Genomic DNA, 14,153 nt, shown 5'->3' on the forward strand with positions numbered 1-14,153 from the left:
TGGAGTGAAACGAAATGAAAACCGCCCGGATTTGGAATGCCTCAATGGCTGAAAAATCCGGTTGAAGGGGGTCAAGGGGGAAGCGCCCCATTGCGTACTAGTTTCTCCGATGAGGAGAAACTGTCAAGTGCGAATTATTTAAATAAAAAAATAGAAATTCTTTTCAAGAAATTTTATTTTTTTATTTAAATAATTATTTTCAGACTGCCCTCTTTAAATATGGTAAAACCATATTTAAAGAGGTTGCAGTTCTGAAAATTTGGTGGCCGATGATATGACACTAGAAAAAGCAAAAAAGCGTGGTAGACCTTCTCAACTTTTACAAATGGCAGAGTTACATGCTTTCGTTGAGTTTTTATTAGAAAAAGATCCTCGTTCGGAACTTCAAAATCAGGTTATTGATGCACTACAAGCTGAAGACTTTAACTTTGAAATGTTGTCTGAAGCTCAGCAGATTCTTGTGAAAGAAGCGTTAAAACCGTACCGTGAGCATTTGAAGCTTCAGTTGTTGTTTGATGAGTTGGTGAGAACTCCGGGAAGGACTAAGTATGAAGAAAAATTTTTGGAGCTGTACCAAGATTATAAAAAAGATGATCTAGATCCAGCTGAAATGAATATCCTGAAAACAATGTGTACGCGCTATCTGAATTTTAAAGCGCAAAAGCTTGAATACAGTGACTTGGAGCTGTATTTGAGTCAGATTCAGAAAAAGGATGCCGGGAAAAAACGTAAAGCTGAAAATCAACGTAAGTTTGAAGTGGGCGGTGGGGTTTTAAGTCTTTATAAAGTAAAAGATGATGAAAATTTAGACAGTAAAAAGTTTCTAAAAGGAATCGAAATTGACCGTTTTCTTGCCGGGAAATTTCGTCAATCTCAACTTTATAAAAAGGTTTGGGCACTAGAGCGACCAAATACAGAAAAGTATCAACTACTTTTTGAGGTTCTCCATCAGCTGTCTGGATATAGCCTAAAAGGGCAGACTTTAACGCTTCTCGATTTAGCGATTATAGATGCTCAAAAAAAGATAAAAAGTAGGTCTGAAAAAGAATGAATTTTTTGACTGTCCGCTTTTTAGCTGACTTTTCTATTTTGGCAATTGTAAATTTATGCGAAATTTATTATTTTAAAAATAAGGTCGCCTACCGTACTTACGCATGAGTAGAAAAGGGATAAAAAACCATAGGTTTAATTTTTAAAGCCATATCTAAAATTTAATTTTCTTAAGTATCAACTCGTTTGGTTCTTAGCATTTAAACATGCGTTGCTAGAAGTCTTATGACACCAAAGATTCTTTGTATAAAGAGTTTAGAGTTGGAAGTAGAGAAAATTATGTCTATTCAAGAATTCGCATTTCAATTATCTAAAAAAATTCAGGAACAGCATTCTGTAAAGATTAGCCGTTCACATATTTATGAATTAATTGCTTTAGATCAGGACTATAGGACCTATAGCTCTTTTGTTGCTCAAAATCTTTTACTTGATGCTCAATATGATGATTCTGAAGAATATTATCAGCATGAATTAATTGATGCCCTAACTCTAGAAATATTGAAAAATCCGCCTGAAACAGATTATCTAAATTATAGTGAAGATGACCTTCATTGGGATGATTATGAAGGTAATGCTTTACTGGAAAAGATTAAAAAAATCACCATAAGACTTAAGGATTTACTAAAATTCGATGCGTCAGAGGAATTATATTTATCGATTTCTAAAACGGTCTATCGAGAACTTTTATGGCTTAACTTAGAAGTTATTAACTTTAATGTCGTAAGAAAAGCACTAAGTTATATCGATTTTGAAAATGGGATGGTAGATCACCTAGAACTTGATGGTGAATATTTCGAGTTTTCAGAAATTGGGGAGGCTTTTGAAAAGATTTTATCTTATGCGAAAGACCGTAAGAATGCTGATGCATATGCTCTATTAGGTGCTTATTATCGTTATTTAGCAAATCAAATAGCTCCTTATGGTCGACATGAATCAAATTTTGGGAGTCGTTGGGACAATCATAAACAAAAATATATCAATTCTGATGAGACTAAGAAAAATAAAGAAAAGTATGAAGAATACATAAAGCAAGCTGAACACTTTGAATCTTATATTAAAAATTCACCTATGAATCTTCATGAAATTAATTTGGATGCAGACAAGGAAACAGTTTACAACCAGATTCTGTACTTGTGTAATCGAGGTGATACGAGTGCTATTGAATACTTCCTGTATGAAGAAATTTTCAAAAATCATGGAGAAGCATGGTTATACATCTACTTAGCTCAAATGTGTGGAGTTGATTTCACGCAGGATGATTTTAGAGCCTACAATGCTTATACAGGTGAGGATTATGATGACTATGGACCTATGGAAATCGCAGGTCGTGAGGCAATTCAATATGCTATAGATTTATCAGAACTAGATGTTGATAAAGATAATTTAGCTAGGAAGATTGCTGCAGAGTTATTTGAGAAAATTTAATTCATAGTCTTATAAAAAAGAGAATTTGAAATCTGTATTTGACTCATAAAATACAGATTTCATTATCATCGTTTAACATCCTGGGATAAGTTGTAGAAAGGCTGCTCTAACTTCAGAAAATTCGGCTTGAGGGTGATCTTGTAAAAAATATTCGGTCCAAATGAATGTTGCTTCATGGCCGTCATAGCAAGGATTTACATCCAGATAAAAAGCCAATCGTGCTGTTATGCAAAGTTCAAGATCATTAATTAATGTCAATCCAATCTTTTTTGCTTGAGAAGAAATAAGAAGCTTGGGCTGTACGAAATGGTTCATAAAACAAGTCCTATCAAAAGAGTAAAATTGCTTGATAAGAGTATTTAAACACATAAATAATGTGTCAATAACATTATTTATGTGTTTAAATGTAAATAAATAATCTGTGCTATACTTTTCTATCAAAACAATTCTGCTTTTTAAACTATGCCTTACGAAGAATTTCAAAGACTTATAGGTAAGTCTGGCCTTTCTATTAAAGAATTTGCAGCACTTTTAGATATGAATGCGAATTCAATTACCAACTATAAAAAGAACGGTAAAGTGCCCACTAGCATTGCAGTGATTGCAATCGTAATTTCAGATATGAAGGATGATGGTCTGGACTTTTATCCGATTTTTGAGAGAGTTCGGGCTTTCCGTGATCAAGATAGTATTTGACGTTAACCCAATTAAAGATTTAATTGGGTTCTAACAGCTGCATTTCGTAGATGAGATTTTATGTTAAATAATCTCAAAAAATGTAAAGCATATAATAAAAAAACTGATATTTATCGGGGTTTGGTTATTTCCAAATTGGATGCTTATGCCAGTCCAAGGGGAGTGTTGTAAACTTTGTGATATCTCCTAACGGAAAATTTTTTTCTAAAAGACAATATATTGAATCTTTCCAATCTTTAGCGTGACCCGTAGGCTCTAGTAATCTAGCAATGACAATAATTAGGGCATACAGCCCACCATTTGTATGCTCAGATATTTGTAGTTCTGTAGCAGCATCAGCAGTAAGTACATCCTTAACTTTTCTATTCCAAAGCCTGCCATGATGAGCACAAACATTACGATATTTATTAATTAAGAATAAATGACTGTTTAAGTTTTCCTTATCTATATGAATATATGGAGATGGTGAACTTGATGATGTCGTACCAATATTGAAACTATCACTTATTAAATGCTTATGTGATGATTTAAGGTGTTTGTAAATTTTTCTTAAAGTGCCGAAACTTACAATTTCAGTTAGCACCCAAAATGGTAGTTTTGGGTGGTCATCATAAGTATCATTATAAGTATTCTTAAAGTGACTAATAAAGTCTTCGCCTTTAGCACGGGATATTTCAGTGTTGATACCTTTCATCAACCCCTGATAGTCGATACCTTTCAAATTTCTACGTGATCGCATGTAGAACAGTGATTGATCATACATAGCGAATGCATCATTGTTGATACCCGGTATATGATAGGCGACCTGAGTTCTTAGAAATGTTTCTATATCAGTAATTGCTTCAAAAATTAGTTTACGTAATTGATAGTCGAACTCATAAATTTGTATAACTTCTTCAAAAGTATGACCTGATTCGAATTTACCTAACTTTTTAGTACTATCATTTGGATCTCGTTGTCTGAATAAATGCCAATAAGCACTAAGTCGATAATAGTTGTAACTGATTAAACATTTTTTAGCGTAATTTTCATTATGAATGATCAGTCCATTGACTTTAAGTTTTTCAATTTGTTGATCTAATGTTAGATAGCTTTTGTTGTATGGGATCAACAAGGAACTTTTCTCCAGACGAAAAAAAACCGCTTAGTAGGCAATATATCGATAACTCGATATATATATGTCAAGAATGTTGACAGAGGCGAAGCGGTATCTAATTAATATACTAGATAGTATATACTAAATAGTAAAGCATTTTTTCATATATATTTAATATTTAAAAGATTATTTTTAAAAGTAAGTATCTAATAAGGGGTAAAGTGCTATGAAACATCCAGAAATTAAACCATATGATTGGATAAGGGTAGGTAATCGTAACTGCGTTGTTATGAATATTTATCCTAGCAACTCTCCTTTTGGAGTATGTAAAGTTGTATTCAATCCACAAAAACCTACTACTCATGACGTTGATTGGAATGGTCAACAATGGTTTTTCCCTGAACGTCCTGATTTTGGAGGATATGGTAGAGATGGATGTCCATTTGTTCGAAAGCTAAAACAAGGAATATAAATTAAGTGAAATTAATATGGATAATACCTTGAAAAATAAAATAATAAATAGATATATAGAGTTCCAATACTTTATAAGATGAATAAATGAAAATTGAATTAACAGATAAAGAGCGTTTATTTCTAGCTAATCAGCATGAAATTTTAGGTCATTTAAATACGGATAATTCGGATTATCACTTTAAGTTAGCTGAACAGCTACGAGATGGTCATGAGTGGCTATACTCTCAAAGTTTTGATTACTTCTCTGAAAACTTACCATCGGAAGATGCTGACCTTGTTTTAGATATCCTACAGGTCTATGAACTAATTGGTGATACTTACAGTCGATTGTCTGATAAAAGTGGTATTTCAGATACTCAAGTAAAGTTCCCAGGTTTTGATGGGAATAATGAGCCTGAGTTTATGAGTTTTGTTGATGCTCTGGAAAAAGATAATCGCTATGTTGATGTGATCCAAGCAGGCAACAGAAACTCCCATTCAGCTAAAGTTCATGTATATGAACGAATGATTGCTAAATGGCAAGAGCTTGGTAAGCCTTATACCTTAACTAAGGAACAGCTAATCGAGATTTTAGAGGCATAATTAAGAGTGCCTAAAATTAATATAATACACGTTATGTGAAGTTTAAAATTGAGACTATATCCTTAATTTTTATTTATTTTTTAAAATTTAAGACCTAGGCCAATGCCTAGGTTTTTTTATTTCGTATAACAGCCATTATGTTAAATGGAAGTAAAATTAGTGGAAAATTCCAGTTTTTAAATTTTGAATAAGAGATTTCTTGTTATGTCACTATATTCTAATCATAGATAGTTTTTTGTTTTTTTCAGACATCTTTCTATATAATAGAAATATCTTTTTAATTAAAAAATAAAAACTTATGACAGTAATGTACTGCCCATCTTGCCATAAAAAGGTTCAATCCACATTCGCAAAATGCCCTTACTGTTCTATGTCTTTTGTAAAAAAAAGTGCTCTAGAACCAAAAAGTTATCTAGGTTCATCAATCTTTAGTAAATTAAAAAAATTTACTCTCATTTCACTCAGTATTTTAGGAGGGTTATTTATTCTATTGCTTGTTGTGACTATTAATTCAACCCCATCATTTACACCTAGCTCCACATCTACATCAGAAGAATATACAAACCAAATTGAAGAAGTAGAGCCTGAACCATATCTCGAAAAAGAACAATCTGAGATAGCAATTCCAATGTCTGATGAACATGAAAATAATCGTTACTTTCTTCTTTCCCATATATCTCAAGGCAATATTGAAAGCATCACATATTTACGAAAGGGTGTTGAATACGATGTATATGGGAAGATGGAAATTAATTGTAAAAAGAATAAGATCAGAAAAGCTTCTACAGAAGACCGAACAAGCCTTGATTCACTAGATATAGGTAATTGGTATACTCCAACACCAGATTGGACTGATAATGATATCGTTTCTTTTATATGTAATTAATTTTTAGGCCTACTCAAGATGAAATTAAAGCTTTTCACCTTTTTATTGGCGGTATCGTTCTGAACCGTACCGGGTTTGATGTGTGCTTAAAAAACAGGAGGGTTTAACTTGGTAAACTATACATACTCATTAGGAGTTTACCATGAGCAAGAAACAGAAGACTTACACCGCAGAATTTAAAGCTGAAGCCATAAAAGCCATTGAAGAGAACCAAGGTAATGTATCGGAATAAAGCTTTCTCGAAGTGCACAAGCTGCCTGAGAAGCAATTTCTCTCTCATCGTCATTTTCATTAATTACATTTACTGCTGACATTGACGTAATCCTGAGTAAAGCCGGTTTTTCTTGCCGAATGGCTGAGGTTATTGTTCACGAGAGCTAATCAAAAGCGTGAAACATTGATCAAAGAATAGGCGTGGAACGTGAAAAGTCACAAAAAAAGCCCAAATCAGCTGAGTTGGGCTTTTTACATCGACATAAGATTATGAATTATAAGAAATAAAAAATTGCATTACGTATAAGCTGTATTATGTTAATTTTAGACAATTTTAAAAATCAAATAGCAGATAATCAATGAATAGAACGCCCCCTAAAAAGGTAATTCAAACTCTTAGACAGGAAGTAGGATTTGGCTGTCCTATTCCTAATTGTGGAAACCCTTATCTCGAATGGCATCATTTCGATCCACCTTGGAGTATTGAAAATCATCATAGACCGGAGGGTATGATTGCTCTTTGTACTCAGCATCATAAAAATGCTGATAACCATGCTTATACCAACGAGCAATTGATAGAGTTTAAAAAAAATAAGGTTAATTCAGAAAAAGTAAAAGGCAATTTTGAATGGAGAAGGAATAAATTATTAACCGTAGTAGGAGGAAATTTCTACTATGAAACACCTCGTGCTCTCGTGATTGATAATTATGATGTAGTTTCTTTAACAAGGGATGAAAGTGGTTATTTACTAGTAAATGTTGAAATGCTAAGTGTGTCTAAGGAAGAACGTTTAGTAATGCGAGAGAATTGTTGGGAAAATATAGGAAATCCTATTGATTTTAAGTGCCCCCCTAGTGGTAAAGAAATTGAGATTAAATATGAAAATGGGGATTTTCTATCAATTAAATTTTATATTATTAATAATAAAGAACTATTTAAAAAGAATTTTAATAGAGAAGCCCCTGATTTCTTAGAATTCCCTCTAACTATTTCTGAAATTAACTTTGAAGTATCTGGTATAGATATAAAAGTTTCACCGAAAGGTACAAACATTCAAACAAATCAATTTATAGGAAATTTTTCATATAATTGCGGTATTGGTATGATGTTAAATTTAGGAATAAAATGGCGTCAAAATTGGAATTTAGTACCAATTCCTAGTAGGAGAACGGCACTATGTCCATGTAATAGTGGATATAGATATAAACACTGTCATGGAAAAATAGAGTTAGGTGAAAAAACTCAAATAGCGTAGAACTGATCTGAGTTATTTGCTTTTTTTACTTACAATCTTATAAAAACATTGATTTTTATGAAAATTATGATGATATAGGTTTACGTATCCATTAAAATATTTACCAAGCAGTAATTGTATTATTTTAAATAGTCCCTATAATTCAGTTGTGCGAGTAAATCCTAGATAACCGCGACGCTCTTTTGAGTATCGTAAGCGTCATTTAAGTGGCGTCGGTCCTAGGGGTCGCACTTTTTTTTGCCTAAAATTTTATGAAAGCATGTATTTATTTAGATGAAAGTGGTGATTTAGGATGGAATTTTAATCATCCCTACAGGCAAGGTGGATCTAGTCGTTATCTCACAATTGCTTGTGTAATAACACCTTCAGATGACAATAAACGTCCTAAGAAAATTATAAAAAAACTTTATGAAAAATTTGATTGGCCAACTAATCAAGAAAAGAAATGGGCTCATATGTCTCAAGAAGAAAAATTAGAATTTGCTGAAAAAGCGAAAAATCTCCGTACAAATTATCCCCAAATCAGATATATGAGTATCACTGTGCGTAAGCAAAACGTGCAGGAACACATTCGTTTAGATCCGAACAAACTTTATAATTACATGATTTCTAAATTATTACTAAATGAAATGGCGAAATATGAAGAGGTAACTTTTATACCTGACCCAAGAAGTATAAAAGTGAAAAGTGGTAATAGCCTACCTGATTACTTACAAACACAATTATGGTTTGAAAAACAGACCTCTACTAAACTGAATTATTTACCAATTTCTAGTGATCAAAGTTTAAATTTACAATTTGCAGATATGCTTTCTGGATGTATTCAATCGCATTTTGAAGATACAAACAGTATTACGTTTAACTTATTAAGAGATTGTATAAGTTACAAGAACTTGTTCTTTTAAATAAAGGTGAGGGACTAAGAACTAACATTATCGATTTGGTAATGAACGTCGATGTTTACACACAGATTCCCATTGTCCATTTCTATAACGTTGGTAGGCTCTTACAATTACTGGTTTAAGTTTCATGGTACTTTTTCCTCTCGTGGTTAAATACGAAAAGTAAGTACAGTCCCTCAAATCAAATATAGCATTTAATTGTTTTATTTAACATAAAGTCTCTTATGCGAATTCTAGCCCTGCATAGGGCTAGATATAGCGATTAGACCCAATTCTCTAGCTTCAGACCATCAATCCGTTCAAATTCTTTTGTATTGTTCGTAACTAATACAACCTCTAATGCCAAGGCATGAGCAGCAATCAGCATATCTAAGCTGCCAATCGGTTTACCTATAGATTGAAGATTCTGGCGTAATTTGGCGTAATGCCAAATGGCCTGTTCATCGTAAGGAAGAATCTCTAAAGGTGACAAAAACTTGTTTAACGCCTGTTTATTGCGTTCAGATCCAGACTTCTCTACACCGAAAGCCAACTCAGATGCCGTGATACTTGAAATCGCAAGCTGGCCGAGTTGATATTGCTTAAAGCGTTCAAAAACGTGTTGAGGCTTATTGTTGATGACATAGATACAAATATTTGTGTCTAAGAGGTAAATCATTTGAACTCCTCACGGAACTGTTCCCCCTGATCAGCACGTTCTAATTGGAATCCAGATTCGAACTCATTCACTGCTTCAAGCATTACATCCCAAGGATTATCGATTGGCATCAACAAAACGCCACGTCCGAAGCTTTTGATGGCCACTTCCGTGCCATTAAAGCGAAAGGCTTTAGGCAAGCGAACAGCCTGACTGCGACCAGTTTGAAATACTTTCGCAATTTCCATAATTACCTCCCGAAACCAAGATATGTATCATTGGTATATACCATAGCATTAAATCTTGTAGAGTCAAAGAGCAATTAAAATCATAAGACAATAAAAAACCCCGACATCCTGTCGGGGTTTTTCGTATTTGGTACTAGGGTCAACTCCTGTCATCCCTCGCGTCCTGTCGCTGATCTTATTATTTTTATTTGGAACATCCTGTTCTCAATGAAGCCATGATATGAAATCGAGAGAGATCTGCCTATTGGTAGATTTCCTGAATGACTGTACGCCAGAACGTACATGCATATATCCTCAAATTATCCCAAGAATTGTCCGCAGGAAATGGGGATAATTTCAGAAATGAGAGCCTTTAGAAATCAAGAAAAACTGAAATTTTGAGTATTTTTTAACCGATTTTATTGGCTAAAAGTGACAAAAGCGCTTAAAAAGCAGCCGACTTGTTTCCGAGTCGGCTTTTTGCTGTTTTTTAGGGTGATGAAAATTTTTTAAGATATTGATTTAATTAAAATAATTAAAGATGGTTTCGCATAAGCGCCATTATGTTAAATGGATGTAAAATAACTTGATGAGAAAAAGGAAAAATTAGGTCTCATCTATAGTTGATCATCTCTCGCTGACAACATTTCATGATATTTCTGTTTTATCTGACTTTTTAAAGTGAAATCGTCAATAATTATATCTAAACCGCCATCATAAGGCGCAACAATTATCTTTTTCTCAAAAGATATTAAAAATGCACGAGTTTCATCGTTAGCTATTTTAAGTAATAGATCGTCATGTGAGTTTTGTTCCCAGACTACTTCAGTAAACATAGGCGTGAAATAGAGATCATTGTTTTCATCGTCATCAAAATGTTCAGGATCAACTTCATGTAAATTTATACGTGACCCACTAATAAAATTATATGAAAGTTTGGATACTTGATCATAGTTGGCTATAGATGAGTCACCTATAAAGGTATTCCCTGAGACAATGAAAAGGGTTGTACCTTGAGGGAAACAATCACTAATAATTTGATTTTGTCTGTTGATTAATAAATCAATTTCAAAAGCACAATCAGCATACCTTTTTGAGTTAGGGAGACTATGTAAGCGAATCCAATTTTTTGTGAAATAATGCTTAAACAAATATGGAATAGGAAGCTTATTGGGGAATAACATATTCCATTTGTAATCAAAGTTATTAGCTAAAGTATCAGTCATAGGACTCTACGGTTATAAAGTTTCGCTAAAATTAACATAATACAGCTTATACGTAATGCGTTATAATTCTCTTTAGAAATCAATGCTGTAGTTTCTAGTTGATAGCCCATCTTCCCCAAGGTGGGCTTTTTTTATGATTTTTCACGTTCCACGCCTATTATTTGATCAATGTTGCACAACTTTGTTCATCTCAGTTAAACAATCGTGGTTAATCATAGGGTCTAAAAAAACGACTCCAAAACCCCCTTTTCTCAGGCTCTGGTTCAATGTGCTCAGGCACAGGAATGCGCTTATTTTCACTAGCCTCTGGTTCTTTTTGCATCATAGCTGCGACTTCTTCTTCTTCATTTTCCTCTGTCATCTGAGTGGGTTCTGGGTCGACAGACGTAGGGATATGAGGTTTTGGGGCCTCTAAAAGACGTTGCATAGCTTCAATTTGTTCTTGATAAAAAGATTCACGCTCTAATGATTGGTTTTCTCTAAGTAAAGCTTGATTCAATTGTTTTTCAAGTATGTCAACCTGTCGTTTTAATAAGTCAACTTCAGTCAAGTTTTGACTGTTAGTTGATTGACGTAAGTTGACATCTGATACTTTACTTTGGGGTTCTCCAAATACTCTTAAAGCTTCTGAAAAGTCAATTAATCCATCAGAACCTTTCGATAAATTTCCTTTATTTATATGAGCATATATAGCTTGTCTTGAATATCCATACAGCTTAGCTAATTCTGAAACTGATAATTTTTTCATATTGTAAACTGGGAGTTAAATTGAGTTAATACTTCACTGTTAAGTTGACAAAGTCAATTTACAAACCTATTTGAATCCTAATTCTTTAAGATATGGAGAATATTCTTTAATTTTTTTAGGATCTGTTAAGTCTCTAGATATTCTAATTATAAAGTCATCATAGCTTTCACCTGCTTTACTATATTTTGATGCGAATGTGGGTTCATAAGCTAACCTACCTGAGAACAAAAGAATCTGTTTATCTGTCAATTGGCCAATCAGTTCTAGTTGTTCACTCCTTGTTTTAGAAATATTTTTAACTGACGTCTTTGGCTTAAATGAAAAGCTATAGCCTGAAATTGATCGTCCAGTTTTATGCTGTTCAGACTTAACATTGATGTCCGTAAAAGTATTGATTTGAGATATAGCTATATCTAGAACTCTTCTTTTGAAATTATCTGAGCGCGTATATTCATCATCCGCAATACCAAGTTGCTGCCTAAATTCTGAAATCTCAAATACTGGAGTTTGACCAGTGCTACGCCAAGCAACTAGTAGTTCATAAAGTCTAGTGGCATATCTGCTTGTCAATTGACTTACTTGCTTTAGTTCATAACTAGTAAATCGTTCCTCAAGCCTTGTAATTAATGGGACGACAGCTGGTGAAAAGATAAGACTTACTGATGCTTCATTATCAATATAGCTAATTTCGCTTACCCAACGGCTATGAGTAGTTTTTACATTCCCTTTATCTGTTAAAGATTGATAAGTGAACCTCCTATCAAATAAGACCTTACTTGCCTCTTTCAAAACAGCATAAGCCGTATGTTTCTCTACACCGAAATTCTCTATATAGCTGGATGCATGAATTACTAAAGCATCATTAGCATTGATTCCTTTACCTGTTTGTCTAGCTTCAATAATTGCTAGTAGAACTAGCCTTTGCTCAACTAAATCAAGATTATAACTTGCATTAATTAGAGCATTATCTTTGACAACTAAGTCTTTCATTATTCTTATTACTACATCATAAAATCATGTAGTAATACTACATCAAATATTGAAGTAGTCAAATGGTCGATAAACGTAGTGATATAGGTCGATAAACGTAGTGATATAGGTCGATAAACGTAGTGATATAGGTCGATAAACGTAGTGGTATTACCTCTAAAACTATTGCTATTAGAGGCTTTCAGCTACTCTAAAAGTATTTAAAAGTATTAAAAATTATTAAAAACATTGAGAATGAAAAATTGCCCGTGGTTTTCGCTACGCTCAAACTCTATTGAATCTCGCTTTCGCTCGATTCAGGGGCAATTTTTCGGTTAATTCCTTCGTGAATTTGAGAAAAAGCAAAAGCAACTCGGAATTCGCTTCGCTCATAAAACTTTATGCTCGCTTCGCTCGGTCTAGGCTCTCATTTCGACATCTAAACTTCACTTTTTTAGGTTTGTTAACCTAAAAAAGCGGTTTTTCAGAGGGCCGAGGCGCGACTTTTGGTGATATCGCTCGTAGACACTCGCTCTGTACTTTCTGATCCAGATCCATTTTTAAAAACCCAGACCATCATAATCATTTCGTTTCGGTTCAAGCTGTGAGGGGTGTATTTCAGGTTTTGGCTTCGGCTGTGATGTTGGTTCAATCACTGGTTTTGGTTGTACAGATAGGACTTTAAACTCCATGTCCGGTTCAGGGTATAACCTGGCGTTGTTGAGATTAAAATTGATGGTATCGATATCCCATTTTTCGTGATGCAGGATCGGTTGCTGGGTTTGAATAATTTCGTTGATATCGTGGCCCAGTTCTTTTTTGTTGCTGGCTTTTTTAATGAGGTGATTGAGGTAGTGCATCACTTCAGGAGAGCTGAAGGGTTCGTTTGAGCAGCTGTAGTAGTATTCATGCTGTTGATCAAAGTGTTGTTGGCGCTGTTCCAGTTCTCGTTCTTTGGCATTGTGTTGTCTGATTTTCTGGATTTCCGTCAGGTATTCCACAGTTTCATTTTGTTTGCCTGTCCCCAGTTTGGGTTCTGGTAGGTAGAGGGTGCCGTGTATCTCGTTGTATTTTTCGTAGTTGTCTGCCGAAACTTGATTTTTAATTTGGATCTCCTGGCCATCGATCTGGTAAGTCACGGTTGGGCTATGTTCTGCCAATGCGTCATTCAGGTGATTTTCCCAAGCTTTTCGGATATGCAGGAGGTAAGTGGTGTAATCAGCATGGCCATCCTGGAGCTGGATTTTCTTGGCACCGCCTTTGGCCGGATCTTGGGGATTATAGCGTTTAAAGTACTGTTCGGCTGTGCGTTCAATGCCGTCATCGGCTTTGAGGGAGAACATGAGGTGGCAATGGGGCTGTTCTTCGCCGCTGAGACGCGATTTAACGTTGTGTATGGCGTATGAATGTGGATATTGCTGTGGAGCTATATGTTTGTCTAAAAACGTCTCTATGAGCGTTTTACGCTGGTCTGGCGTGAATTCGTTGGGAAGGGCAATTTCATACTCGATGTAGACTTTGGCATTGGCTCGCTCAAAAGTATCAGCGGCTTGCCAAAACTCAATTGGATCTTTTACCCAGGACGGCATGCATTTGCCAGGTTCAACGTATTCTAAAATTTCGTCACTTTTCTTGCGGACGTTTTCGTATTGCATCAGTCGGGAAATATAGAGGTAGTGGCCCATTGCATAACCTTTATTTTTGTTTTTGACGCTGAAATGGTAGCTGGCCATGTTCACCTCTAAATGGTTTTGGACCGGTTTTTA

Annotated in this window: 16 protein-coding genes; 8 read left to right on the forward strand and 8 right to left on the reverse strand. The window is 34.5% G+C overall.

What is annotated here, in order from left to right; all coding sequences use genetic code 11:
• Nucleotides 1–274: 274 nt before the first annotated feature.
• Entirely contained in the window at nt 275–1,051 is a 777-nt protein-coding gene (locus ABLB98_RS15405) for a hypothetical protein (RefSeq protein WP_004762676.1), read from the forward strand.
• Between the two features lie 224 nt (nt 1,052–1,275).
• A complete protein-coding gene (locus ABLB98_RS15410; protein ID WP_004762678.1) occupies nt 1,276–2,475 on the forward strand; it encodes a hypothetical protein in 1,200 nt (399 codons plus the stop codon).
• Between the two features lie 72 nt (nt 2,476–2,547).
• Here the strand turns inward: ABLB98_RS15410 and ABLB98_RS15415 are convergent, their stop codons facing one another.
• Entirely contained in the window at nt 2,548–2,790 is a 243-nt protein-coding gene (locus ABLB98_RS15415; RefSeq protein WP_004762680.1) for a hypothetical protein, read from the reverse strand.
• A 147-nt stretch (nt 2,791–2,937) separates the two neighbouring features.
• On the opposite strand from ABLB98_RS15415, the gene ABLB98_RS15420 reads away from it, so the two are divergent.
• Nucleotides 2,938–3,171 (forward strand): hypothetical protein, encoded by a 234-nt coding sequence (locus ABLB98_RS15420; protein WP_004762682.1) that lies wholly within the window; start codon nt 2,938–2,940, stop codon nt 3,169–3,171.
• Between the two features lie 124 nt (nt 3,172–3,295).
• On the opposite strand, the gene ABLB98_RS15425 is transcribed toward ABLB98_RS15420, so the two are convergent.
• The gene (locus ABLB98_RS15425) at nt 3,296–4,285 is read right to left on the reverse strand and encodes an Abi family protein (RefSeq protein WP_309171717.1); all 990 of its coding nucleotides are present in this window, start codon (nt 4,283–4,285) and stop codon (nt 3,296–3,298) included.
• 208 nt (nt 4,286–4,493) lie between these two features.
• Between ABLB98_RS15425 and ABLB98_RS15430 the strand changes: the two genes are divergently transcribed.
• The 5 genes from ABLB98_RS15430 (at nt 4,494) to ABLB98_RS15450 (ending at nt 8,583) form a co-directional block, all read left to right on the forward strand.
• Nucleotides 4,494–4,739: a hypothetical protein gene (locus tag ABLB98_RS15430; protein ID WP_018680089.1), complete on the forward strand. Its 246-nt coding sequence runs from the start codon at nt 4,494–4,496 to the stop codon at nt 4,737–4,739.
• Nucleotides 4,740–4,825: 86 nt separating this feature from the next.
• A complete protein-coding gene (locus tag ABLB98_RS15435) occupies nt 4,826–5,323 on the forward strand; it encodes a YfbU family protein (RefSeq protein WP_309171716.1) in 498 nt (165 codons plus the stop codon).
• 370 nt (nt 5,324–5,693) lie between these two features.
• Nucleotides 5,694–6,209 (forward strand): hypothetical protein, encoded by a 516-nt coding sequence (locus tag ABLB98_RS15440; protein ID WP_348883653.1) that lies wholly within the window; start codon nt 5,694–5,696, stop codon nt 6,207–6,209.
• Between the two features lie 572 nt (nt 6,210–6,781).
• Complete coding sequence (locus tag ABLB98_RS15445) at nt 6,782–7,678, forward strand: SEC-C metal-binding domain-containing protein (RefSeq protein ID WP_151805636.1); 897 nt, start codon at nt 6,782–6,784, stop codon at nt 7,676–7,678.
• 251 nt (nt 7,679–7,929) lie between these two features.
• Nucleotides 7,930–8,583, forward strand: coding sequence for a DUF3800 domain-containing protein (locus tag ABLB98_RS15450; RefSeq protein WP_348883652.1), 654 nt, complete (start codon nt 7,930–7,932; stop codon nt 8,581–8,583).
• 259 nt (nt 8,584–8,842) lie between these two features.
• Here ABLB98_RS15450 and ABLB98_RS15455 read toward each other — a convergent pair whose 3' ends face one another.
• The 6 genes from ABLB98_RS15455 to ABLB98_RS15480 form a co-directional block, all read right to left on the reverse strand.
• Entirely contained in the window at nt 8,843–9,238 is a 396-nt protein-coding gene (locus tag ABLB98_RS15455; protein WP_151805634.1) for a type II toxin-antitoxin system VapC family toxin, read from the reverse strand.
• A complete protein-coding gene (locus tag ABLB98_RS15460; protein WP_004282079.1) occupies nt 9,235–9,465 on the reverse strand; it encodes an antitoxin in 231 nt (76 codons plus the stop codon). Before ABLB98_RS15460 ends, ABLB98_RS15455 begins: the two co-directional genes overlap by 4 nt.
• Before the next feature lie 596 nt (nt 9,466–10,061).
• Nucleotides 10,062–10,670 carry a hypothetical protein gene (locus ABLB98_RS15465; protein WP_348883738.1) on the reverse strand — a complete coding sequence of 203 codons (609 nt, stop codon included), beginning with the start codon at nt 10,668–10,670 and terminating at the stop codon, nt 10,062–10,064.
• 208 nt (nt 10,671–10,878) lie between these two features.
• The gene (locus ABLB98_RS15470) at nt 10,879–11,418 is read right to left on the reverse strand and encodes a plasmid replication DNA-binding protein (protein WP_033134789.1); all 540 of its coding nucleotides are present in this window, start codon (nt 11,416–11,418) and stop codon (nt 10,879–10,881) included.
• Nucleotides 11,419–11,484: 66 nt separating this feature from the next.
• A complete protein-coding gene (gene repM, locus ABLB98_RS15475; protein WP_023271596.1) occupies nt 11,485–12,408 on the reverse strand; it encodes a replication initiation protein RepM in 924 nt (307 codons plus the stop codon).
• 539 nt (nt 12,409–12,947) lie between these two features.
• Complete coding sequence (locus ABLB98_RS15480) at nt 12,948–14,120, reverse strand: MobA/MobL family protein (RefSeq protein ID WP_167588530.1); 1,173 nt, start codon at nt 14,118–14,120, stop codon at nt 12,948–12,950.
• Between the last annotated feature and the right edge of the window lie 33 nt (nt 14,121–14,153).

The organism is Acinetobacter yuyunsongii (genome assembly GCF_041021915.1).
GTDB lineage: Bacteria > Pseudomonadota > Gammaproteobacteria > Pseudomonadales > Moraxellaceae > Acinetobacter.

Excerpts from the sequence above, each read along its gene's own strand:
- ABLB98_RS15420 (WP_004762682.1), top strand. The coding sequence starts at position 2,938 with ATGCCTTACGAAGAATTTCAAAGACTTATAGGTAAGTCTGGCCTTTCT.
- ABLB98_RS15440 (WP_348883653.1), top strand. The coding sequence starts at position 5,694 with ATGTCTTTTGTAAAAAAAAGTGCTCTAGAACCAAAAAGTTATCTAGGT.
- ABLB98_RS15430 (WP_018680089.1), top strand. The coding sequence starts at position 4,494 with ATGAAACATCCAGAAATTAAACCATATGATTGGATAAGGGTAGGTAAT.
- ABLB98_RS15480 (WP_167588530.1), bottom strand. The coding sequence starts at position 14,120 with ATGGCCAGCTACCATTTCAGCGTCAAAAACAAAAATAAAGGTTATGCA.
- ABLB98_RS15460 (WP_004282079.1), bottom strand. The coding sequence starts at position 9,465 with ATGGAAATTGCGAAAGTATTTCAAACTGGTCGCAGTCAGGCTGTTCGC.
- ABLB98_RS15455 (WP_151805634.1), bottom strand. The coding sequence starts at position 9,238 with ATGATTTACCTCTTAGACACAAATATTTGTATCTATGTCATCAACAAT.
- ABLB98_RS15435 (WP_309171716.1), top strand. The coding sequence starts at position 4,826 with ATGAAAATTGAATTAACAGATAAAGAGCGTTTATTTCTAGCTAATCAG.
- ABLB98_RS15465 (WP_348883738.1), bottom strand. The coding sequence starts at position 10,670 with ATGACTGATACTTTAGCTAATAACTTTGATTACAAATGGAATATGTTA.
- ABLB98_RS15470 (WP_033134789.1), bottom strand. The coding sequence starts at position 11,418 with ATGAAAAAATTATCAGTTTCAGAATTAGCTAAGCTGTATGGATATTCA.
- ABLB98_RS15415 (WP_004762680.1), bottom strand. The coding sequence starts at position 2,790 with ATGAACCATTTCGTACAGCCCAAGCTTCTTATTTCTTCTCAAGCAAAA.
- repM (WP_023271596.1), bottom strand. The coding sequence starts at position 12,408 with ATGAAAGACTTAGTTGTCAAAGATAATGCTCTAATTAATGCAAGTTAT.
- ABLB98_RS15450 (WP_348883652.1), top strand. The coding sequence starts at position 7,930 with ATGAAAGCATGTATTTATTTAGATGAAAGTGGTGATTTAGGATGGAAT.
- ABLB98_RS15405 (WP_004762676.1), top strand. The coding sequence starts at position 275 with ATGACACTAGAAAAAGCAAAAAAGCGTGGTAGACCTTCTCAACTTTTA.
- ABLB98_RS15410 (WP_004762678.1), top strand. The coding sequence starts at position 1,276 with ATGACACCAAAGATTCTTTGTATAAAGAGTTTAGAGTTGGAAGTAGAG.
- ABLB98_RS15445 (WP_151805636.1), top strand. The coding sequence starts at position 6,782 with ATGAATAGAACGCCCCCTAAAAAGGTAATTCAAACTCTTAGACAGGAA.